This is a genomic window from Nonomuraea sp. SBT364 (assembly GCF_001083785.1).
GTDB lineage: Bacteria > Actinomycetota > Actinomycetes > Streptosporangiales > Streptosporangiaceae > Nonomuraea.
This window is the reverse complement of sequence record NZ_LAVL01000116.1, coordinates 1-21384: the sequence shown is the minus strand read 5'-3', so window position 1 is coordinate 21384 and position 21384 is coordinate 1. Positions and strand designations below refer to the sequence as shown.

The window sequence follows — 21384 nt, the reverse complement described above, 5'->3', positions numbered from 1 at the left end:
AACGTAGGCGTCCGCGCGGGGAGACCGGGCAAGTCGGCACGATCTACCCCTGTGGTCTGGTGGAATCTAGTGCTGTGAGTGGTCAGACCTGGCGATTGGTGCGCCGTAGCAGTGGGAGGCCTGTTGAGGCCCCTGTGCTTGATGAACATCAGCGCGCCGTGGTCGAGCATCCCGGTGGCCCGCTGCTCGTGCTCGCCGGGCCGGGCACGGGCAAGACGACCACCATCGTGGAGAGCGTCGTCGACCGGATCGAGCGGCGCGGCGCCGACCCCGAACGGGTCCTCATCCTCACCTTCAGCCGCAAGGCCGCCGGTGAGCTGCGCGAACGCGTCACCGGCCGGCTCCGCCGCACCACCCGCACGCCGCTGGCGCTCACCTTCCACTCCTACGCCTACGCGCTGCTGCGCCGCGAGGCCGTGCTGGCCGGCGAGCCGCCGCCCCGCCTACTCAGCGGGCCGGAGCAGCTCCTGGAGGTCCGCCGGCTGCTGCACGGCGAGCTGGAGGACGGCGCGCTCGACTGGCCCGAGGACCTGCGTGAGCCGCTCAAGACCCGTGGCTTCGCCGAGGAACTGCGCGACTTCCTGTCCCGCGCCGCCGAGCGCGGCCTCGACGGCGAGCGCGTCCAGGAGCTGGGCCGCCGGCACGGCCGGGCCGACTGGGTGGCGGCCGGCCGCTTCGCCCAGCGCTACCAGCTGCGGTTCGACCTCGACCCCGATCCGGCCATGGACTACGCCGAGCTCATCCGTACGGCCGCCGGGCTGCTCACCGATCCCGACGTCCGCCGCCGCGAGCGCGCCGCCCACGACGTGCTGTTCGTCGACGAGTACCAGGACACCGACCCCGCCCAGGAGTTCCTGCTGCAGCAGCTCGCCGGCGACGGGCGTGACCTGGTGGCCGTCGGGGACCCGGACCAGTCCATCTACGGCTTCCGGGGCGCCGACGTGCGCGGCATCCTCGGCTTCCCCCAGCGCTTCCGCACCCTGTCCGGAGACGACGCGCCCATCCTCGCCCTGCGCGTGTGCCGGCGCAGCGGCGCCGACCTGCTGGAGGCCTCCCGCCGCCTGGCCGCCCGGCTCCCGGCCACCCCCGTCCCGTCGGCCGGCCCGCCGTCGGACGGGATTCCCCGGGCGCGCGGGCACCGGGAGCTCGTCCCGCTGCCGGAGACGCCCGCAGGCGAGGTGCGGGTGCTGCTGGCCGACAGCACCAGCCAGGAGGCGGCCGTCGTCGCCGACACACTGCGGCGGGCGCACCTGATCGACGGGGTGCCCTGGCACCGGATGGCGGTCCTGGTGCGGTCGGCCACCCGCCAGGTGCCGCTGCTGCGCCGGGCCCTGGTCACCGCCGGGGTGCCCACGATGATCGCCGGTGACGAGGTGCCCATCGCCCAGGAGCCCGGCGTGCGCCCGCTGCTGACGATGCTCCGCGTCGCCCTGGACCCCGCCACGCTGGACGAGGGCGTCGCCGAGGAGCTTCTCACCGGCCCGCTGGGCGGCACCGACATGATCGGCGTCCGCCGCCTCCGCCGCGCCCTCAAGATCGCCGAGAACGAAGCCCTCGCCGCCCTCTCGACCTCCGCCGCCCTCCCCGACACGACAGCAGAGGCCGCCGACGGGGCGCCCGAGCCCGAGCCCGAGGCCGGGGCGCGTTCGTCCGGGGAGCTGCTGGTGGCCGCCGTCAACGATCCGCGCGAGCTCGTACGGGTGGAGCCGCACGTGGCCGTCCCCGCCGAGCGCGTCGCCAAGCTGCTGGCCACCGCCAGGGACGTGCTGAAGGAGGGCGCGACGGCAGAGGAGGTCCTGTGGGCGGTGTGGCAGGGCAGCGGCCTCGCCGGGCGGTGGACCGACCTGAGCCTGAGCGGCGGCCAGCGGGGCGCGCAGGCGGACCGGGACCTGGACGCGGTCGTGGCGCTGTTCGACCACGCGGCGAAGTTCGTGGACCGGATGCCGAAGGCCGGCCCCGAGGTGTTCCTGGACGACCTGGCCTCGCAGGAGATCCCCGGTGACACGCTGGCCGAGCGGGCCCCCGACGGCGACGCGGTGCGGGTGCTGACCGCGCACCGCTCCAAGGGGCTGGAGTGGGACGTGGTGGTCGTGGCGGGCGTCCAGGAGGGCGTCTGGCCGGACCTGCGGCTGCGCGGCACGATGCTGGGCGTCGAGGACCTGGCCGAGGTCGCCGAGGGCGGCCGGCCGAGCGCCGCGTCGCTGGTGTCCAAGCTGCTGGCGGAGGAGCGCCGGCTGTTCTACGTGGCCGCGACCCGGGCCAGGCACCGGCTGGTGGTGACGGCCGTCGGCGGCGAGGACACCGACGAGCGGCCCTCCCGGTTCCTGTCGGAGCTGATGCCGGGCGCGGTCGAGGAAGCCACGGTCGAGGACCGCTCACGCTGGCTGAGCATGCCGGCACTGGTGGCCGACCTGCGCAGCGCGGTGACCGACCCCACCAAGCCGGCGGCGATGCGGCGCAGGGCAGCCAGGCAGCTGGCGAGGCTGGCGGCGGCCGGGGTGCAGGGCGCTCATCCCAACGACTGGTACGCGCTGACCACGATGACCGACGACCGGCCGCTGAGCTGGCCGGACGACATCGTGAGCATCTCCCCGTCGGCTGTGGAGAGCTTCACCAAGTGCGGCCTGCGCTGGCTGCTGGAGACGGCCGTCGGCGCGGCCGGCACCAGCTCGGCGCAGGGGCTGGGCACGGTCATCCACGCGCTGGCGGTGCTGGGCGCCACCGACCTGTCCGACGAGAACGTGCTCGGCGACCGCCTGGACGGCATCTGGAACGAGCTCGACTTCGGTGGCGTATGGTTCAACCGCAAGCAGCGCCGGGTCGCCGAGCAGATGATCGGCCGGTTCCTCCGCTGGCAGCAGGACAACCCGCGAGAGCTCGTCGCCCTGGAGGAGGCGTTCGTCGCCATGGTGGGCGACGGCGTCCAGATCAAGGGCCGGGTCGACCGCGTGGAGAAGGACGCGGAGGGCCGGGCGGTGATCATCGACCTCAAGACGGGCGGCAGCAAGCCCAAGCCCGGCGAGCTCGACCGTCACCCGCAGCTCGGCGTCTACCAGCTCGCGGCGCTGCTGGGCGCGTTCGCCAGGCACGGCATGGCCGAGCCGGGCGGCGCGGCGCTGGTCCAGCTCGGCAAGGCGGCGGGCAAGACCGCCGCCGTGGAGCAGAAGCAGGGCGCGCTGGCCGACGACGCCAACCCCGGCTGGGCCAAGGACCTGGTCGACACCGTGGCGATCGGCATGTCGGGCCCGTTCTTCCAGGCCAAGGTCAACGACGGCTGCCGCACGTGCGCGGCCAGGGCGAGCTGCCCGGTCAACGACAGCGGAGGACAGGTGTGCTGAACCCGGTGGAGCTGGCCGGCAAGCTCGGGGTCCTGCCGCCCACCCGGGAGCAGGCCGCCGTCATCGAGGCCCCGCTCGAACCCATGGTCGTCATGGCCGGCGCCGGGTCCGGCAAGAGCGAGACCATGGCCGGCCGGGTGGTCTGGCTGGTGGCCAACGGCCTGGTCAAGCCGTCGAACGTGCTGGGCCTGACATTCACCCGCAAGGCCGCCGCGGAGCTCGCCACCCGGGTCAGGGAGCGGCTGGCGGGCCTCGCGGAGGCGGGCCTGGTCGAGCCCGCGATGCTGGACGAGGAGCCGACGGTCTCCACCTACCACGCCTACGCCGCCCGCCTGGTCACCGACCACGCGCTGCGGGAGGCGCTGGAGCCGACCATGCGGCTGGTCACGCCGGCCGTCTCGTGGCAGCTCGCCTCGCGGGTGGTGGCCATGTACGACGGGCCGATGGACCGGATCGAGTTGGGGCCGCCCTCGGTGACGGCGGCGGTGCTGGAGCTGGCGGGCGAGCTGTCGGAGCATCTGCGGGGCCCGCGCGACGTGCGGCGGACGGGGGAGTGGCTGGACGAGCGGCTCGCCGAGCTGCCCGGCCGCACGGTCCAGGCGCAGCGCAAGCCGATCAGCGTGCAGGCGGCCAGGGAACAGCTCCTGCCGCTCGTGGAGGCGTACGAGAGACTGAAGCGGCGCCGGGAGGTCATCGACTACGGCGACCAGATGTCGCTGGCGGCGAGGATCGCCGCCAACCACCGCGAGGTCGGCCAGATCGAGCGCGAGCGGTTCGCGGTGGTGCTGCTGGACGAGTATCAGGACACCAGCCACGCGCAGCTCGTGCTGCTGCGCTCGCTGTACGGGGGCGGCCATCCGGTGACGGCGGTGGGCGACCCGTGCCAGTCGATCTACGGCTGGCGGGGCGCGTCGGCGGGCAACCTGCGCCGGTTCGCCGAGGACTTCCGCACCGGCGCGGGCGACCCGGCTCCGGTGCGGCAGCTCAGCGTCAGCTTCCGCAACGGCGACCGGGTGCTCGACGTGGCCGCCCGGGTGCAGCTCCCGCTGCGGATGGAGGCCCGTGAGGTGCCGGTGCTCGTCCCCGGCCCGAACCGGGTCGACCGGGGGCGCGTCACGTGCGCCTTCCACGAGACCGCCGAGGACGAGGCGAAGTGGGTCGCCGACGGGATCGCCCGGCTGCTCGGCCAGGAGGTCGCCCCCGACGGGCTGCCCTGGGGGGAGAAGGAGCGCAAGAAGACGCTGTCCCTCCAGCCGCAGGACGTGGCGATCCTGGCGCGCAAGCGGTCGCAGTTCCCGGCGCTGCGCAGGGCGCTGGAGGATCGCGACATCCCGGTCGAGGTGGTCGGCCTCGGCGGCCTGCTGACGGTGCCCGAGGTGACCGACATCGTGGCCACGCTGCGCGTGCTCTACGACGCGACGGCCGGTGACGCGCTGGCCAGGCTGCTGGCGGGGCCGCGCTGGCGGATCGGCCCGGCCGACCTGCGGGTGCTGGGGGAGTGCGCCCGCGAGCTCAACCGCGAGACGCGCGACGGGCAGCGCGTGCAGGACCCGCTCGACCAGGTGGTGGCCGACCTGGCCGAGGAGCGCGGCAGCCTGGTCGACGCGCTGGACGAGCTGCCGGACCGGGAGGAGTGGCTGGCGGCGTTCTCGCCGCTGGCCGCGACCCGGATGGTCGCGCTGGCCCACGAGCTGCGCCAGCTCCGCGCGCACACGGCGCAGCCGCTGCCCGACCTGATCAGCGAGGTGGAGCGCAAGCTCGGCCTGGACGTCGAGGTGGCGGCACGAGGCGGCACGGTGAGCGCGTTCGCGGCCAGGGCCGACCTCGACGCCTTCCTCGACGCGGCGTCCCGGTTCGCGGGCGACGCCGAGGACCCGACGCTGGGCGCGTTCCTGGCCTACCTCCAGGCGGCCGAGAGCGAGGAGTTCGGGCTGGAGGCGGGCCGGGTCGGCGACAGCAACAGCGTCAAGCTGATGACCGTGCACGCGTCCAAGGGCCTGGAGTGGCCCGTCGTGGTGGTGCCGGGCCTGTCGCAACTGGTCAGCACGAAGGGCACGATCGCCACCGGCAGCGTGTTCCCGGCCACGCCGGTGATGAACAGCCGCTGGACCGACAACCCGCGCAAGCTGCCCTACCCGCTGCGCGGCGACGCCGCCGACCTGCCCCGGCTGACCGGGCTGAGCAAGGACGAGCTGGCCGCGTTCGACGAGCGGTGCCGCGAGCGCGACCTGATGGAGGAGCGGCGGCTGGCGTACGTGGCGGTCACCCGCGCCCACTACCACCTGATCGCCTCCGGCTACCGGTGGGGCAGCGCGTCCAAGCCGCTGGAGCCGTCCGACTTCCTGCGGGAGATCGCGCAGAGCGCCGACCGGGTCGCGTTCTGGGCGCCCGAGCTCGCCGAAGGCGCCACGAACCCGCTGCTGGCCGAGCCGGCCGCCGCCGTGTGGCCCGTCACCCCCGAGGGACTGCGGTACGAGTCCGTGCTCGACGGCGCCCGGCTGGTGGAGGACGCGCTGGCGGGAGCCCTGGAGGAGGACGAGGAGCAGCCGCTGCGCGCCTTCGAGGAGGAACGCGTGCGCGCCTGGGACCGCGACACCGACCTGCTGCTGCGTGAGCGGGAGCTGCACCGCAGGCGCGGCTCCACGACCGTCGAGCTGCCGGCCAGGCTGACCGTGTCGTCGCTGGTCACGCTGGCCGCCGACGCCCGTGAGCTGGCCCGCAGGATCCGCCGCCCGGTGCCGGTCAAGCCCGCGCCGCTGGCCCGCCGGGGCACCTCCTTCCACAAGTGGCTGGAGACCCGCTGGGACCAGCAGCGGCTCATCGACGACTTCGACCTGGACCTCGAACACGAGCCGGAAGAGGCCGACGTGCGCCTGGCGGAGCTGCAGGAGCGCTTCGAGGAGAGCGAATGGGCCGGGCGGCGCCCGGTCGAGCTGGAGGTGCCGTTCGAGACCATGATCGCCGACCGGCTGGTGCGCGGCCGCATGGACGCCGTCTTCGAGCTGCCGGACGGCCGCTACGAGGTCGTCGACTGGAAGACCGGCGAGCCGCCGAAGGGCAAGAAGGCCGAGGCCGCCTCGGTGCAGCTCGCCGCCTACCGGCTGGCCTGGTCGCATCTGGCGGGCGTGCCCCTGGACCGGGTCGGCGCGGCCTTCCACTACGTCCGCGCCAACCGCACCGTACGGCCCGTGAACCTGCTCGACGCCGACGGCCTGGTCGCCCTCATCGAGGCGGTCCCCGCGATCAGTCCCGCAGATGGTGGAAGCCGGGCTTCGGGTGCATGAGGAAGTCGTGGTGGGAGATGTTCCAGGCATAGGCCCCGGCCATCCCGAACACCACCGTGTCGCCCACCCGCACCGTGGTCACGATCCGTCGGGCGAAGACGTCTTTCGGGGTGCACAGCTGGCCGACGAGCGTGACCGGCTCCTCCGTGACGCCCGGCCCGTCCCCCGTGGGCAGCACCGTGAACGGCTGGTCGTGCCCCTTCGTCACGGGGGTCCGCAGATGGTGGGTGCCGCCCAGCAGGATCGCGTACGCCTCCCCGCGCACCCGCCGCACGTCCACCACCCGGGTCACGTAGAAGCCGCAGTAGGCCGTCAGCGCCCGCCCCGGCTCGATCCGGATCAGCTGCCCGGCCCGCCGCAGCCGCGCCAGCCCCGCGCCGTAGCCGGCCCAGTCGAAGCGCTCCGGCGACCCGTAGGAGACCGCCATGCCGCCTCCGAGGTTCACCTCGGGCTGGCCGGGGTCCAGCAGCAGCGCGGCCAGCCGCAGCAGCTCGGGCGCGGCCAGTCCGCTCGCCAGGTGCGCGTGCCGGCCGCGCAGCCGCACGCGGTCGGTGAACAGCGGCAGGCACTCCTCGACCGCCGCCTCGTCCATCCCGAACGGGCCGCTCATGGTGAGCGCCGCGCCCTCCACCGCCAGGTCCGGGTTGATCCGCAGCAGCACGTCCGCCTCCAGCCCGGTCGCCAGCAGCCGCCGCAGCTCGTACGGGGACTCCACGTGGATGCGGTGATGCGGCAGCCGCAGCTCGGCGTCCGTCTTGCCGGGGCCGCCCAGGGCCAGCGGCTTGCCCGGGAACAGCCCGGACACGTGCGCGTGCTCGCCCCCGGACGACACCTCGAACCCGTCGACGTGCGCGTCGAGCACCCGTAGCAGCTCGGCGTCCGGATTGGCCTTGACCGCGTAGTACAGCTCGATGCCGGGCAGCGCGGCCCGTACCGCCGCCGCGTGCTCGTCCAGGGCGGGCAGGTCGTACAGGTAGGCCGGCGCGGACAGGCCGGGGGCGGCCTCGCGGACCCTCGCGGTGATCATGCGAGCGGGTTCGCGATCGGCACGTAACCGGCGGACCGGTCGGCGGCCCGCGCCCAGCGGACGCTCAGGTTCGCCTTGGCCGGCAGCGGCGCCCCGGCCAGCAGGTCCGACAGCGGCACCGGGCCGCCCAGCTCGGCGGCCTGCTTGGCGACGACGTCGCGGGCGGCCCGCCACAGCTCGCGCAGCAGCCCGTCCTCGCCGCCCGAGACGGTCGCGGCGATCTCCATCAGATGGTTGACCAGCAGGCAGTAGACCACCCGGGCCCAGCCGCGCCCGGCGTCGTACGACAGGGCCTCCGCCACCCGGGCCGGCACGCCGGTGAGGTCGTGGCGGCCGGTGACGAGCTTGGTGCCCTCCAGGTCACGGAAGACGGCCTCCACCGGCAGCCCGGAGCCGTCCAGGCCGACGAGCACGTTCTGCAGGTGCGGCTCCAGGATGACGCCGTGCGTGAAGTAGAGCTCCAGCACCGGCGGCACCACCGCCGCGACGTAGGCGGTCCACCAGGCGAGCGGGTCGGGCGGCGGCGGCCCGGCGGCCAGCGCCCCGGCCAGGACCGGGGTGACGCCCGGCGAGCAGACCGCCCACGGGCTGTCCCGGACGATCACGCCCAGCCCCTCCAGCAGCGGCGTCGCCGACCGGTAACCGGGCTCACGCAGCCACCGGGCGCCGGGGAACCCGGCGGAGACCTCGGCGAACACCGGCGTGAGCCGGGAGGTCAGCTCCACCGCCCCCGCCAGCTCGTACCAGGCGTTCTTCCGCACGCAGTTGGTGATGCGCACGTCCAGACTGAACTTCAGGCACGCCCCCGCCGCCGGCGCGTACACGGTCCGCACCGACGACGTGGGCCGCACCACCGGCCCGGAACCCAGGTCCACCAGCTCGCCGTCCAGGCGGGGCCGCAGCAGGTCGAGCTGCCACGGGTGGGCCGGCAGCAGCCGGTAGCCGGGCGGCGCCTCGCCCAGCGCGTCCAGCGCCGTCACGTCCCCCTCCTCGGCCACCGCGTCCTCCCGCACGCCGAGCAGCCGCACCGGGAACTCGGCGTGCGCCTCGGGCGCGTAACGCAGCCACCCGTCGCCGCCCCGCGCCTTCGGGCTCGGATGGAACGGATGCCCGTACACCAGCGCCTGTTCCGAGGCCAGCCACGGATCGGCGGGCGGCACTGCCTCCGCCCTGGCGCCCAGGATGGCGGCCACCGCCTCCCGGCTGGCGGCCACCTGCGCGGCGAACTCGTCGTTGCGCCCCGCGCCCAGCTCCGCCTCGGCCAGCCGGACGAGCTCGTCGGCCGTCAGCGGGTGCCAGGCGCCCGCGTCGAGCCGCTCCGGACGGCCGTCGAAGCGCAGCGCGGCGCCGCCGTGCGTGCGCGCCCGCAGCAGCGTGCCCCCCACCCGCAGCAACAGGTACGGCGGCGCCGGCCAGACCAGGCCGCGCGGTCCGGCCACCTCCCGCACACAGCAGCGCAGCAGCGTGGCGAGCGTCGCCTCCTCGGCCAGCCCGGCAGGCGAGGTGAGGGCCGGACCGTGCATTCAAGCTCTCCTCAGGTAGTTGGGCCCGCTGGTGCCGTAGAACTTGTTGACGTCGCGCGCGCCGGAGCGGTGCTTGGCCACGAGCGTCCCGGCGGTCACCATCGACTTGCCGGTGAGCCTGGCCGCGTCCAGCGTGCGGGCGCGCAGCAGCCTGGCCATGGGATCGTCGCCGTAGCGTTCGAGCGCCTCGGCGAGCGTGTCGCGCAGCAGCGCGGACGCCTCGGCGTGCGGCAGCGCGCCGAACACGATCGCGGCCGACGCCAGGTGCAGGGTGATCGTCACGAACACGTCGGCCAGCGCGTGCGGGTCGTCGGTCAGCATGCGGGCGTCGCCGAACGCGGGCACCCCGACCCCGGCCGCCGCCAGCCTCGCCGGCGAGGCCAGCAGCCCGTCGTTGTCCTTGACCAGCAGCTTCATCCCGCCGTCCGCGAAGACCAGGGCCAGGTTCTGCTGGTGGGCCTCCAGCGCGACGCCGTACTCCACGAACAGCCGCACGTTCCAGCCCAGCAGCAGCCGCAGGTAGGCGGGCAGCACGTCGCCCAGCTCCGCCAGCACCCCGGGGATGGCGAGCGCCGCCACCGGCACGATCCTGCCGGGCGGCAGCCTGCGCACCATCCAGGCCAGGTACTCGTGCCCGGCGTGCGCGTACGCCTGCTCGTCGGCGATCAGCACCCCGGGGCCGGCGAGCTCGCGGAGCAGCAGTTCGGCCCGCGCGCCGTCGCGCAGCGTGCCCGGCTTGATCGAGCGCCGGTTGCGCACCCCCAGCGAGCTGATGGGCAGCGGCAGCTTGAGGTGGACGCGCGGGCCGACCTCCACCGTCCGCATCGACAGCGTGGGACGCACGGTCACCCTCGGCTCGTCCAGCACCCGTACCCCGTCGATCTTGGCGACCTCGGCCACGGCCAGCGGATGCACCGGGAACAGCCCCTCGCCCCCCGGCAGCACGTCGCCGGGCAGCGGTGCGGACCCCGCCTCCAGCATCTCGCCGGGCACCTCCGCCCACCGCAGCCGGAACGACGGCGCGAACTCCGGCGCGTACGCCCGCAGGCCGGCCTCCGACAGCCCCGGCCGCGCCCGCGACGTCGGATAGACCGGATGGTCGGCGAAGGCGGCCAGCGACTCGTACGACGGCTTGCCGGCCAGCACGTCCGGCAGGTGGGCGTCGTGCAGTTCCAGCGCCGCCAGCGCCGTGAGGCACTCCTCGAAGAACGCCGCCACGCCCTCCGCGTCCGCCGGGTCGGCGATCTCCGCCAGGGTCGCCAGCACCTGTTCGAGGTCCAGCAGCTCGCCGGGCGCCACCACGAAGTCCTGGAACAGCGCGCCGGGCGCCAGCCGCACCAGCCGCCCGTCGGCCAGCGTCAGCCCGACGCCGTCGCGGTCCCGGGTCACCCGCGACGACAGCTTGCCGTAGTCCTCGCGCAGCAGCGCGTTGAGCACCCGGGCGGCCAGGTAGGAATCCCTGGAGTTCATCCGACGACCCACGGCCGGGCCGCCCGGTAACCTTCGACGGCCGCCTCCACCCGCGCCCGATCGGGTCCGACGGCCCTGATCACGCCCAGGTAGTCACGGTTGGTGTGGGTCAGCTCCACCGGCTCGCCGGCCCGGCGCAGCGGCCGGTGCCACAGCCTGACGCCGTCGCGCTCGGTCTCCTCCGCCCCGGGGGCCTCGACGATCGTGCCCGGCCGGTCGGCGACCAGGCTGACCGCCGTCCCGTACCGGGATGATTCGGGCATCGGGGGCACGGCCTCGCCGAGGTGCACGCGCAGGATCCACTCGAACAGCGGCACCCCCAGCACGTCGGCCAGCAGGAAGTCGCAATGATCACCGATCACCCGGTAGTTGACCTCGACGATCCGCGGCCCGGCCGGCGTGACCACGTACTCCGTGTGGCAGGCGCCGAACCCGGCCCCGATCGCCCGCAACGCCGCCAGCACGTGGCCGTGCGGCCCCTCGGGCGCCCAGTCGAGGCGCTCCTCGACGAAGTACGGCAGCGGTCCGAGCGTCGTCTCGAACCCGCCCAGCACGCTGATCCCGGCGCCGTCGCCCAGCGTCTCCAGCGTGCGCAGCGGCCCGTCCAGGTACTCCTCGACCACCACCGCCTCGCCGGGCCGCCGCGCCCTGACCGCCTCCACGGCCTTGGCCAGATCCGACTCCACCAGCAGCACGTCCTCGCTGGCCACCCCCTCCCGGGGCTTGACCACCAGCGGGTACGGCAGGTCGTCCGGCACCGGGTCGGCCGGGGCCAGCCGCGCCGAGAACACCCGCTCCACGCCCGCCCCGGCCAGCCTGCGGCGGGTCAGGAACTTGTTCTTGGCCGTCAGGCAGGCCCGCCAGTCCTTGCCGGGCAGCCCGAAGTAGTCCGCGGCCATCGCGGTCTCCGCCTGCAGGTGGTCGGAGTTGGAGAAGATCGCGTCCGGCCTGCCGAGGTGCTCGATCGCGTCGATCAGCGCGCGTGGATCACGCACGTCGCAGCCGACCGCGTGCGCATGCCGCTCCGGCCGGTCGGTGAGGATCGTCACCTCACACCCCAGCGCGCGGGCGGCGGGCAGGAACCCGTCGGTCACCGAGTCGGTCGGCTTGAGCGCGGTCAGGTAGAGCCGCAACGCGAAGGCACCCCCGGATGATCAGGTAAGGCTAACCTAACCCGAAAATCCTAGCCGCTCGAAGATCCGGCCGCGCCAGGGGATACGTAATCGGCGGCTAATCCTGAGGTCATAGGATGACATGGGATTTGGGAAGGGTGGGGCCTTGGAAACGAGGGCGGAAGACCAACTCATCGGACCGCTGCTCCTCGCGCGCGGCACGATCGACAGATCGGCGGCGCTCAGGGCCGACCGCGCCTGGTTGGAACGTGCCTGGGCCGACCCGGCGACCCGGGTCCTGATCATCGACAACGGCCACACGCTCGTCCGCCGCGACGGCGACCAGGTGCACGCCGTGCTCTACGCCGCCGCCGACGCCCCCGAGGGAGAGCGTTTCCTGCTCGGCGTCGAGGACGGCGTCGCCTACTTCGCCGTCGCCGCGCCACTGCCCGGCACCCCCGCCGGCGACGTCAACGGCCGGGTCACCGTCCCCATGAGCCTGCGCGACACCCCCGACGGCCAGCCGGTCCCCGCCGGCCTGCGCCAGGCGGGCGGCCTGCTCGGCGACCGCGACGCCGGCCTGCTGGTCCACGCCGTGGCGCTGGAGGCCTGGCACGCCACCCACGAGTTCTGCCCCCGCTGCGGAGCCCGCACCGTCGTCGAGGCCGGCGGCCACATCCGCGTCTGCCCGCACGACGCCAGCCAGCACTTCCCGCGCGTCGACCCGGCCGTCATCATGCTCGTGCGCGACGCCGACGACCGCTGCCTGCTCGCCCGCGGCCCCCAGTGGCCCGAGGGCCGCCTGTCGGTCCTGGCCGGCTTCGTCGAGCCCGGCGAGTCGCTGGAGGCCGCCGTCGCCCGCGAGGTCGCCGAAGAGGTCGGCGTCGCCGTCACCGGCCCCCGCTACCTCGGCAGCCAGCCGTGGCCCTTCCCGCGCAGCCTCATGCTCGGCTTCTTCGCCGACGCCCTCACCACCGCGCTCACCCTCGACCCTGAGGAGATCGCGGAAGCCCGCTGGTTCTCCCGCGCCGACCTCTCCCGCGCCCTGGAAACGGGCGAGGTACGCCTCCCGCCCCCGGTCTCCATCGCCCGCCGCCTCATCGAAACCTGGTACGGCGAGCCCCTGGTAGGAGATTGGTGACTTATCGTAAACTCTGAGCAACCATAGGTAATGGGAGGCTACGCTCATGCCCATGAAGGAGACTCACATCCAGGAGCTCATGGAGCTCGAACGTCAGAAATCCATCATTTACTTCGCGGCTGTCGAGACAGCCATCGACGAGAAGATTCAGGCGTCCGAGAAGCGCATGGTTCATGCCATCACGGACGTCGTCACCAATGCCGTGGTCACGCTCAAGGCGGAGATCATGGTCGTACGGGATGAGCTCAAGGAGACTCGCACCGAGCTCAAGGAGACTCGCACCGAGCTCAAGGAGACTCGCACCGAGCTCAAGGCCGACATCCATCGTCTCGAAGAGAAGATCGGCACCCACACGCACAATTGAGACCTGGGTGAGCATAGCACCCAGGTCTCGCCGACCATGTTAGCCACCTGAGCGAGCCCCCGGCCACACTTCCGGGGGCTCGCGGCGTGTCAGGGGGCGCCGAGCAGGGCCTTGACCTCGCGGGCCGACGGGTTGGTGCGCACGACACGCCCCTTGGGGGTGTCGATCACGACGGTCGGCACCGTCTGGTTGCCGTCGTTGACGCTCATGACGAACGCGGCCGCCTCCGCGTCGCGTTCGATGTCGATCTCGGAGAAGCTGATGCCCTCCCGGGTCAGCTGCGACTTCAGCCGCTTGCAGGGGCCGCACCAGGTAGTGCTGTAGACCGTGAGCGCCATGTCAGCGATTCCCTCCAAGGTCAAGGAAACAGGCGCTCCGTGCAACAACCCCGGTGCCCCGGTTAATCCCTACCCGAGGTGCGAGGTGATCCACTCCTGGACGCGCTCGGCCACACCCGGCGTCCGGTAGAGGGCGCTGCTGTGGCCGATGCCCGGCACGCTCCACGTCGTCACGGCCACGCCGGCCTTGCCGAGCATCTGCTTGAGCAGCTGGCTCTGCACCGGCGGCACGAACTCGTCCTGCGAGTGGACGGTCAGCATCGGCGCGTCCTTGGCGCTGGCGTGCCAGGCGACCTCCATGCTGGCCCACACCCGCGAGCACTTGCCCTTGGGCGCGCAGCCGCCGGCCAGCCGGACGGCGGCCGAGCGCAGCTTGCGCTTGTAGGGGTCGAGGGTCTCCTCGCCGTCCTTGTAGGCGCGCAGCGGCGAGATGATCGGTGACAGCCCGACCACCCCCTTGAGCCCCGCCATCCCGTTGCCGTACGTGCCGACCGAGGCCGCGATGTGCCCGCCGGCCGAGAAGCCGACCACCACGAAGTTGGTCACGTCGAGCGCCCACCGCGCGGCGTGCTTCTTGGCCATGGCGATGGCGGCCAGCGCGTCGGTGCGCTGCGCGGGCCAGGCCGCCTCGGTGGAGAGCCGGTAGTTGAGGTTGAAGACGGTGTAGCCGCGGTCGGCGTACTCGCGGGTGATCGCGGTCATCTGCCGCTTGTCGCCGCTGGACCACCAGCCGCCGTGGATCAGGAAGACCCCCGGCCGCGTCATGCCGTCAGGGGTCCACCAGACGTCCATCTGCTGGTGGCGGTGCCTGCCGTACGAGATCGTCTCGCTGGACAGCCCGCCGATGCCGTCGGGGTCGGTGATCACGGTGGGCCCGGGCGTGGGATCACCCGACGCCTGCGCCGCCACGGGAGTCAGCGCGACCAAAGCAAGCGCGACAGCGCTCAGGGAAACCGCGGTTCGCACAGCCTGCCCTTCTCTCCCATGCTCAAGGTCGGCCCCATTGTGATGGAAGAGACCACTTCTTTGCATCTCAACGACATTGAAACGATTGACTGCCGCATGTTGCCAGAATGGCGCCCGGAGCGCCACCTGCTGGGAGACTGGTGTGGTGAGTGGTGTGGATGACGTGCTGGCCGGGCTCGATCCTGAGCAGCGGGAGGTGGCCGAGACCCTGCGTGGGCCCGTGTGCGTGCTCGCAGGTGCGGGCACCGGCAAGACCAGGGCGATCACCCACCGCATCGCGCACGCGGTGCGTTCCGGGGTGGTCGACGCCCGCAGCGTGCTCGCCGTGACCTTCACCACACGGGCGGCCGGGGAGCTGCGCCAGCGGTTGCGCGCGCTGGGCGCGCCGGGCGTGCAGGCGCGCACGTTCCACGCTGCGGCGCTGCGGCAGCTGACCTACTTCTGGCCGAGGGTGATCGGCGGCGAGGCGCCGTCGGTGATCGAGTCGAAGCTGCCGGTGCTCGTCGAAGCCTGCCGCCAGATCCGGAAAAATCCCGACCGGTCGGAGCTGCGTGACATCGCCGCCGAGGTCGAGTGGGCCAAGGTCACCCAGATCGGCCCCGACGACTACGTCGCCGCCGCGGCCAAGCACAACCGCACCCCGCCGGTGCCCGCCGAGGAGGTGGCCCGGCTCTACGAGTCCTACGAGCGGATCCGGCGTGAGCGTCACCTGGTCGACTTCGAGACCATCCTGGAGCTGACCGCCGCGGTGATGACCGAGCACCAGGAGGTCGCGGGCCAGATCCGCCAGCAATACCGCTACTTCGTCGTCGACGAGTACCAGGACGTCAACCCGCTGCAGAAGCTCCTGCTCGACACCTGGCTCGGCGGCCGCGACGACGTGTGCGTGGTCGGCGACCCCAACCAGACCATCTACTCCTTCACCGGCGCCAGCCCCCGCTACCTGACCGGCTTCGCCGTCGAGCACCCCGGCGCCGCGGTCATCAAGCTGGTCCGCGACTACCGCTCCACGCCGCAGGTCGTCGACCTGGCCAACCTGGTGATCGCCAAGGGCCGCTCGCCGCACCGCCTGGAGCTGGTCGCCCAGCGTCCCGACGGCCCGCGCCCGGTCTTCGCCGACTACGACGACGAGCCCGCCGAGGCCGCCGGAGTCGCCCGCGCCATCAGGAAGCTCCTCGACGGGGGCGTCCCGTCCCGCGAGATCGCCATCCTGTTCCGCACCAACTCCCAGTCGGAGTCGTACGAGGAGGCGCTGTCGAAGGCCGAGATCCCGTACGTGCTGCGCGGCGCCGAGCGCTTCTTCGAGCGTCCAGAGGTGCGGCAGGCCGTCGTGCTGATGCGCGGCGCGGCGCGGTCGGCGGCGCACGAGCCCCTGGCCTCGGAGGTCCACCAGATCCTGACCGGCATCGGCCTGACCCCGTCGCCGCCCGGCGGCGGCAAGGCCCGCGAGAAGTGGGAGTCGCTCAAGGCCCTGGCCGACCTGGCCGAGGACATGGCGGCCGAGGGCGCCGACCTGCCCGCCTTCGTGGCCGAGCTGGAGCGCCGGGCCTCCGAGCAGCACGCGCCGCCCGTCGAGGGCGTGACGCTGGCCTCCCTGCACGCCGCCAAGGGCCTGGAGTGGGACGCGGTCTTCCTGGTCGGGGTGACCGACGGGATGATGCCGATCATCTACGCGGAGACGCCGGAGCAGATCGAGGAGGAGCGCCGCCTGCTCTACGTGGGCATCACGCGGGCCCGCGAGCACCTGTCGATCTCGTGGGCGCTGGCGCGCGCCCCCGGGGGCCGCAAGGGCCGCCGCCCGTCGCGCTTCCTCGACGGGCTCACCGGCCGCTCCGCCGCCACGGCCCGTGCCGCCGCGTCCGCCCGCGAACGCCGGCCGGTGGCCGCGCCGGTGAGCTGCCGGATCTGCGCCAAGACCCTGACGGCGGCGGCCGAGCAGAAGCTGGGCCGGTGCGCGACCTGCCCGGCCGACTACGACGAGGGCCTGCTGGAGAGCCTCAAGGCGTGGCGCACCGCGACCGCCAAGGAGGCGAAGATCCCGCCGTACGTGGTGTTCACGGACGTGACGCTGCAGGCGATCGCCGAGCGGGTGCCCACCACCGAGGGGGAGCTGCTGTCGATCGCGGGCATCGGCCGCGTCAAGGTCGACCGTTACGGGGAAGCGGTCCTCGACCTGTGCCGTTCCGCTGTCGCGTAGGCTGTGCTGCCGCCTCCGCAACGGGCGTGCGACCATATATCTGGTCATACCCGAGGGGGAATAGGTGAACGAGGCGCTGAAGGAGCTCCTCGACCTGCTCGACCTGGAGCAGATCGAGCTGGACATGTTCCGGGGGCGGAGCCCTGAGGAGCGCATCCAGCGTGTCTTCGGCGGGCAGGTCGCCGCGCAGGCACTGGTCGCGGCCGGCCGCACGGTGCCCGCCGACCGCAACGTGCACTCGCTGCACGCCTACTTCATCCGGCCCGGCGATCCCTCCGTGCCGATCGTCTACAACGTCGAACGGGTCCGCGACGGCAGGTCGTTCACCACCCGGCGGGTGCTGGCGATCCAGCACGGCAAGGCGATCTTCTCGATGTCCGCCTCGTTCCACGTGTTCGAGGAGGGCGTGGAGCACCAGGCGACCGTCATGCCGGTGGTGCCCGACCCGGCGACGCTGCCCACGTTCCAGGACCGGATGGTCGAACTCGTCGGCGAGCACCACGAGATGCGCGAGTGGCTCTCGCGCCCGCGCCCCGTCGACGCCCGCTACGCCTCGCCGCTGACCTGGGAGGCGTACGAGAATCCGGAGCTGCGCAGCGCCAGGACCAACGTCTGGTTCCGCTACGACGCCGACCTGCCCGACGACCCGCTGCTGCACGTCGTGCTGGCCGCCTACGCCTCCGACTTCACGCTCGTCGACACGATCCTGCTGGCGCACGGCATGGCCTGGGGCGCCTCGGACGTGATGGGCGCCTCGCTCGACCACGCCATGTGGTTCCACCGGCCGTTCCGGGCCGACGACTGGCTGCTGTACGCGCAGGAGGCGCCGTGGTCGGGAGGGGCCCGCGGGCTGGCCCGGGGCGAGATGTTCACCGCCTCCGGAGAGCTGGTGGTGTCCGTGGTGCAGGAAGCCATGATCCGTCTGACAAAGTAACAAAATCGCAGGTAGAAAATAAGTTGCCCAGTCCCGGGCTGCCGGTTTAGGGTCATGGTCAAGCGAGTCGGGCAATCAGCTCGACGGTCTTCAGTTTCGGAGGTGAGTCCCAGTGATCAGCAACAAGATGCCGGCCACGCAGTGGCTCGCTTCCGCATGCCGTGACGCGGTCAGGCTCGCCTATGGGCCCGCCAAGCTGCGGCAGCCGAAGTCTGCCCACCGCCAGGAGATCGCTTTCTACGCGCGCGCCCACTCGGGTGCCGCCGCCCTGAGCGCTCCTGTCCGTAGTGCAGGCGCCGATGTGCCGACCCAGCCGAACACCAAGGGTGGAGTGCGCGGTCCGCAACCCTGGAGGGATGTGCCGGTCATAACCTGACCGGCACACAGCCCCCAGGCCGCGGATCCGCACACAGGATCCGCGGCCTCTTTGTTTGTCCGTGATCCCCCAACACCCACGAGGTGCCCGAACCAGAGCAAAAAGCCCGATCAAAAGGAGAAACAAGATGGGGGCGAAGACGATCATGGACCTGATCGACGAAGCCGAGATCCCCTGTCGTACCGACCCTGACCTGTGGTTCGCCGAGTCGCCGGACGATGTCGAGTTCGCCAAGGCGCTCTGCGGTGGCTGCCCGATCCAGAAGGCCTGCCTGGCCCGCGCGCTGGAGCGCGAGGAGCCTTGGGGCGTCTGGGGCGGGGAGCTGATCCTCCGCGGGACTGTCGTTCCTCGCAAGCGTCCGCGCGGCCGTCCGCGCAAGCACCCGGTCGCAGCCTGACCTTCCGCACGTTCGTAACACACAGAGAGAAGACCGACTCATGAGCATTCTTCCGACGACCGACATGACGGCGCCGTATCTGTACCAAGAACTGGTCAACGACCGAATACAAACGCTCCACCGCGAGGCGCGCGAGTATCGCCTCGCCGCCCGTGTCAGCCGAGTACAGCGGGCGCGGCGCGGGGTCCAGAAGGCCAACGAGCGCCTTCTGCGTGCCCTGAGCCTGGAGGGCTGATCCGGGAGGTCCTGCCGCCGGCGCAGGATCTCCCGGGATCACCTCCCGACCATCAGCCGCCCCGGGCATCCCGCCCGGGGCGGCTTCCGCTTTTCGATGAGCCGCTTGCGTGCCTTCTAGTGCACCGGGACGGTCCGGTGTTCCACGGCGGTCCAGAGCCGGCCGGCCATCCAGGCGATGCCCGCCGCGGCCACGACCAGCCCGCCCAGGTAGACGAACTCGGGCACGGCGTTGCGCAGCGAGCCCGGGATCATGCCGAGGGCGTAGAGCCCGACCGCCGCGTACGGCAGCGCCCCGCTCCTGACCGCCGCCGCGGCGAACGCCAGCACCCCGGTCACCAGGACGACCGACGTGACGAGGAACGCCATGCCCGTGCCGCCCGCGAGCAGCCCCGACACCGTGGCCCGGCCCAGTCCCGGGAAGACGAAGTGCAGCGTGTACTCGATGGCGAAGGCCCCGGCCAGCCCCGCCGCGTTGAGTAAGTACCCGGCCAGCCCCAGCCCGCCCGCCGCGTCGCGGATGAGCAGGTACAGCCCGGTGATCGCGAACAGCCCCGTGAGCGCGGCGAACGGCGCGATGGCGTGCGTGACGGCGTTCTCGGGCAGGACCCCGGCTCGCCGCAGCACGTTGACGACCAGCAGCACCGCGCAGACGAATCCGGCGGCCGCGCTCGTACGAAGGAGATGCATGATTTTTCGCCCTTTCTCCTGGGGTAACGCTCGTCATCATCCGCGTTTCCCGGTGCCGCGTTGAGAGGCCGCACCCCTCTGTAAGCACCTCGAAAGGACTCTTACGATCTCCGGACTTCGTACGTGCCCGGCTGCCGGACAAGTCCTCCCCGGCGGTTGAAAACCGCCCACATCGGGGTAGGTCACCGCTCGGTCCCCCCGCCCAGAGCAGCGCCGACCGGCCGGGGACCTGTGCCTGACCCGTGCCTGACCCGTGCCGCGTCCGACGCTGCCCGCACACGTCGTCCCGTCACGAGGAGAGCACCATGACCAGCACCATCAGCAAGCGCGTGGTGTTGGAGAAGGCCGCCCAGGACTTCGCCGACGCCAACGCCGAACCGCCGTTCATCTACGAGCTCCCGCCGGAGCAGGGCCGCGAGGTGCTGGAGCAGCTCCAGTCCGATGCCGGCGTGCCGCGTCCGGAGATCGACGGGGAGTGGATCCAGGTCCAGGGCGGCCCGACCGGAGTCGTGCCGGTGCGGATCGTCAAGCCCCGGGGAAGCACCGGCGCTCTGCCGGTCATCTTCTACATCCACGGCGCAGGATGGGTGTTCGGCTCCGCACGCACGCACGACCGGCTGGTGCGCGAGCTCGCCACCCGGGTGAACGCCGCCGTGGTCTTCCCCGAGTACGACCGGGCGCCCGAGGCCAAGTACCCGACCCAGATCGAACAGAACTACGCCGCCGCCCGATGGGTGATGGAGCACGGCCCGGAGAAGGACCTGGACGCCGGCCGCATGGCCGTGGCCGGCGACTCGGTGGGCGGCAACATGTCCGCGGTGCTGGCCCTCATGGCCAAGGAACGCGGCGACGTGCACCTCAGGGCGCAGGTGCTCTGGTATCCGGTCACCGACGCCGCCTTCGACACCGACTCCTACCACCAGTTCGCCACCGGCCACTACCTCAACCGCGACGGCATGAAGTGGTTCTGGGACCAGTACACGACCGACCCCGCCCAGCGCGCCGAGGTGCACGCCTCACCGCTGCGCGCCACTCCCGACCAGCTCCGCGACCTGCCGCCCGCGCTGGTGCTCACCGGCGAGGCCGACGTCCTGCGCGACGAAGGCGAAGCGTACGCGGCCAAGCTCCGCGAGGCCGGCGTCGAGGTCACGGCCGTCCGCCTCGGCGGCATCGTCCACGACTTCGCCATGATCGACCTGCTCCGCGACACGCAGGCCAACAAGACGGCCATGGACCTGGCCACCACCGTGCTCCGCAAGGCCCTGCACCCGGCCGGCGAAGTCGCCGCCCACTGACCCGGCCGCCTCACCCGCGGGGGCGACCGCCACCGTCGCCCCCGCCCGTGGCCTCACGTGAGGGCCCGCTGCCGCCCTCGTACGCGCCACGCCGCGATCACCGCCTCCGCCGTGCCCGTCTCCACCCCGCCCGTGGTGTCGACCTCGAAGTCATAGGGCCCGAACCCGTGAATGCCATCCTGCTCGACGTGTGACCGCCCCTCGCCGAGACGCCGATCCCCGCGAGCCAGCTCCCGCCGGTCGATCTCGTCGAGCGCACAGTGCACCCCCACCAGGAACACATCGAACCCGCTCAGCAACTCGGCCAGCTCCCTGCGCCAGGCGGCGAACTCGATGACATGCTCCACGATCAGATCGTTCCCGGCTCCGGCCAGCGCGGGCAGGCATCGATGAAAGCCCCGGAAGAACCTCGGCCGCATCTCCTGCCACCACGCGAACGGCCCCTCCCGCTCGCGCCGCTCCGGCAGCATCCCGGCCGCCACCAGCTGATCGGACGACACGTACAGGAACGGCTCGTCCATCGCCCGTCGCAGCAGCCCGGCGAGCGTCGTCTTCCCGGAGCTGGACGCGCCGTTGAGCAGGATGATCCGCCCGGGGCCCCGCTCCACCGGCCGCGGCTCCTCCAAGCACTCCACCTCCGTACGACACCGCCCCCGCCGAGAACCCTGACCCCCGCGCCCATGCAATCACGCGGCCCC

General features: G+C 72.6%; 19 protein-coding genes. 11 read left to right on the top strand and 8 right to left on the bottom strand.

Annotated features, from left to right (window positions below):
• Nucleotides 1–134 precede the first annotated feature (134 nt).
• Both ADY59_RS34370 and ADY59_RS34365 read left to right on the top strand, forming a co-directional pair.
• Complete coding sequence (locus ADY59_RS34370) at nt 135–3338, top strand: ATP-dependent helicase (protein ID WP_049571297.1); 3204 nt, start codon at nt 135–137, stop codon at nt 3336–3338.
• Nucleotides 3332–6622 (top strand): ATP-dependent helicase, encoded by a 3291-nt coding sequence (locus ADY59_RS34365; RefSeq protein ID WP_082310619.1) that lies wholly within the window; start codon nt 3332–3334, stop codon nt 6620–6622. The genes ADY59_RS34370 and ADY59_RS34365 overlap by 7 nt, the downstream gene beginning before the upstream one ends.
• Here the strand turns inward: ADY59_RS34365 and ADY59_RS34360 are convergent.
• The 4 genes from ADY59_RS34360 to ADY59_RS34345 are packed head-to-tail and all read right to left on the bottom strand — an operon-like array spanning nt 6582 to nt 11775.
• Nucleotides 6582–7649 carry a decarboxylase gene (locus ADY59_RS34360; protein ID WP_049571296.1) on the bottom strand — a complete coding sequence of 356 codons (1068 nt, stop codon included), beginning with the start codon at nt 7647–7649 and terminating at the stop codon, nt 6582–6584. The genes ADY59_RS34365 and ADY59_RS34360 overlap by 41 nt on opposite strands.
• Nucleotides 7646–9172, bottom strand: a complete 1527-nt coding sequence (locus tag ADY59_RS34355; RefSeq protein ID WP_049571295.1) for an IucA/IucC family protein — start codon at nt 9170–9172, stop codon at nt 7646–7648. Before ADY59_RS34355 ends, ADY59_RS34360 begins: the two co-directional genes overlap by 4 nt.
• Nucleotides 9173–10642, bottom strand: a complete 1470-nt coding sequence (locus tag ADY59_RS34350; RefSeq protein WP_049571294.1) for an IucA/IucC family protein — start codon at nt 10640–10642, stop codon at nt 9173–9175.
• Entirely contained in the window at nt 10639–11775 is a 1137-nt protein-coding gene (locus ADY59_RS34345; protein ID WP_049571293.1) for a siderophore biosynthesis protein, read from the bottom strand. The genes ADY59_RS34350 and ADY59_RS34345 overlap by 4 nt, the downstream gene beginning before the upstream one ends.
• A 145-nt stretch (nt 11776–11920) precedes the next feature.
• Here ADY59_RS34345 and nudC point away from each other — a divergent pair, with 145 nt between their 5' ends.
• Both nudC and ADY59_RS34335 read left to right on the top strand, forming a co-directional pair.
• Complete coding sequence (nudC, locus tag ADY59_RS34340) at nt 11921–12895, top strand: NAD(+) diphosphatase (protein WP_049571292.1); 975 nt, start codon at nt 11921–11923, stop codon at nt 12893–12895.
• Nucleotides 12896–12947: 52 nt separating this feature from the next.
• Nucleotides 12948–13259, top strand: a complete 312-nt coding sequence (locus ADY59_RS34335) for a hypothetical protein (protein WP_156325907.1) — start codon at nt 12948–12950, stop codon at nt 13257–13259.
• Between the two features lie 89 nt (nt 13260–13348).
• On the opposite strand, the gene ADY59_RS34330 is transcribed toward ADY59_RS34335, so the two are convergent.
• Together ADY59_RS34330 and ADY59_RS34325 are read right to left on the bottom strand one after the other, a co-directional pair.
• On the bottom strand, nt 13349–13597 hold the full coding sequence (locus tag ADY59_RS34330; RefSeq protein ID WP_049571290.1) for a mycoredoxin: 249 nt from the start codon (nt 13595–13597) through the stop codon (nt 13349–13351).
• 69 nt (nt 13598–13666) lie between these two features.
• Entirely contained in the window at nt 13667–14506 is an 840-nt protein-coding gene (locus ADY59_RS34325) for an alpha/beta hydrolase (protein WP_231619027.1), read from the bottom strand.
• 75 nt (nt 14507–14581) lie between these two features.
• Here ADY59_RS34325 and ADY59_RS51805 point away from each other — a divergent pair, with 75 nt between their 5' ends.
• The 6 genes from ADY59_RS51805 to ADY59_RS50525 all read left to right on the top strand — a co-directional run bounded on the left by ADY59_RS51805 (nt 14582) and on the right by ADY59_RS50525 (nt 18702).
• On the top strand, nt 14582–14725 hold the full coding sequence (locus tag ADY59_RS51805) for a hypothetical protein (protein ID WP_197093991.1): 144 nt from the start codon (nt 14582–14584) through the stop codon (nt 14723–14725).
• Nucleotides 14718–16760, top strand: coding sequence for an ATP-dependent DNA helicase UvrD2 (locus tag ADY59_RS34320; RefSeq protein WP_049571288.1), 2043 nt, complete (start codon nt 14718–14720; stop codon nt 16758–16760). The genes ADY59_RS51805 and ADY59_RS34320 overlap by 8 nt, the downstream gene beginning before the upstream one ends.
• 64 nt (nt 16761–16824) lie before the next feature.
• Entirely contained in the window at nt 16825–17694 is an 870-nt protein-coding gene (locus ADY59_RS34315; protein WP_049571285.1) for an acyl-CoA thioesterase, read from the top strand.
• A gap of 112 nt (nt 17695–17806) precedes the next feature.
• Complete coding sequence (locus tag ADY59_RS50530) at nt 17807–18070, top strand: hypothetical protein (protein ID WP_156325906.1); 264 nt, start codon at nt 17807–17809, stop codon at nt 18068–18070.
• Between the two features lie 127 nt (nt 18071–18197).
• Nucleotides 18198–18467, top strand: a complete 270-nt coding sequence (locus ADY59_RS34310) for a WhiB family transcriptional regulator (RefSeq protein ID WP_049571282.1) — start codon at nt 18198–18200, stop codon at nt 18465–18467.
• Between the two features lie 40 nt (nt 18468–18507).
• Nucleotides 18508–18702, top strand: coding sequence for a hypothetical protein (locus ADY59_RS50525; protein ID WP_156325905.1), 195 nt, complete (start codon nt 18508–18510; stop codon nt 18700–18702).
• Between the two features lie 116 nt (nt 18703–18818).
• Here the strand turns inward: ADY59_RS50525 and ADY59_RS34305 are convergent, their stop codons facing one another.
• Nucleotides 18819–19391: a hypothetical protein gene (locus ADY59_RS34305; RefSeq protein WP_049571279.1), complete on the bottom strand. Its 573-nt coding sequence runs from the start codon at nt 19389–19391 to the stop codon at nt 18819–18821.
• A 305-nt stretch (nt 19392–19696) separates the two neighbouring features.
• On the opposite strand from ADY59_RS34305, the gene ADY59_RS34300 reads away from it, so the two are divergent.
• Nucleotides 19697–20686, top strand: a complete 990-nt coding sequence (locus ADY59_RS34300; RefSeq protein ID WP_049571277.1) for an alpha/beta hydrolase — start codon at nt 19697–19699, stop codon at nt 20684–20686.
• Between the two features lie 53 nt (nt 20687–20739).
• Here ADY59_RS34300 and ADY59_RS34295 read toward each other — a convergent pair whose 3' ends face one another.
• On the bottom strand, nt 20740–21312 hold the full coding sequence (locus ADY59_RS34295; protein WP_197093990.1) for a chloramphenicol phosphotransferase CPT family protein: 573 nt from the start codon (nt 21310–21312) through the stop codon (nt 20740–20742).
• Nucleotides 21313–21384 lie beyond the last annotated feature (72 nt).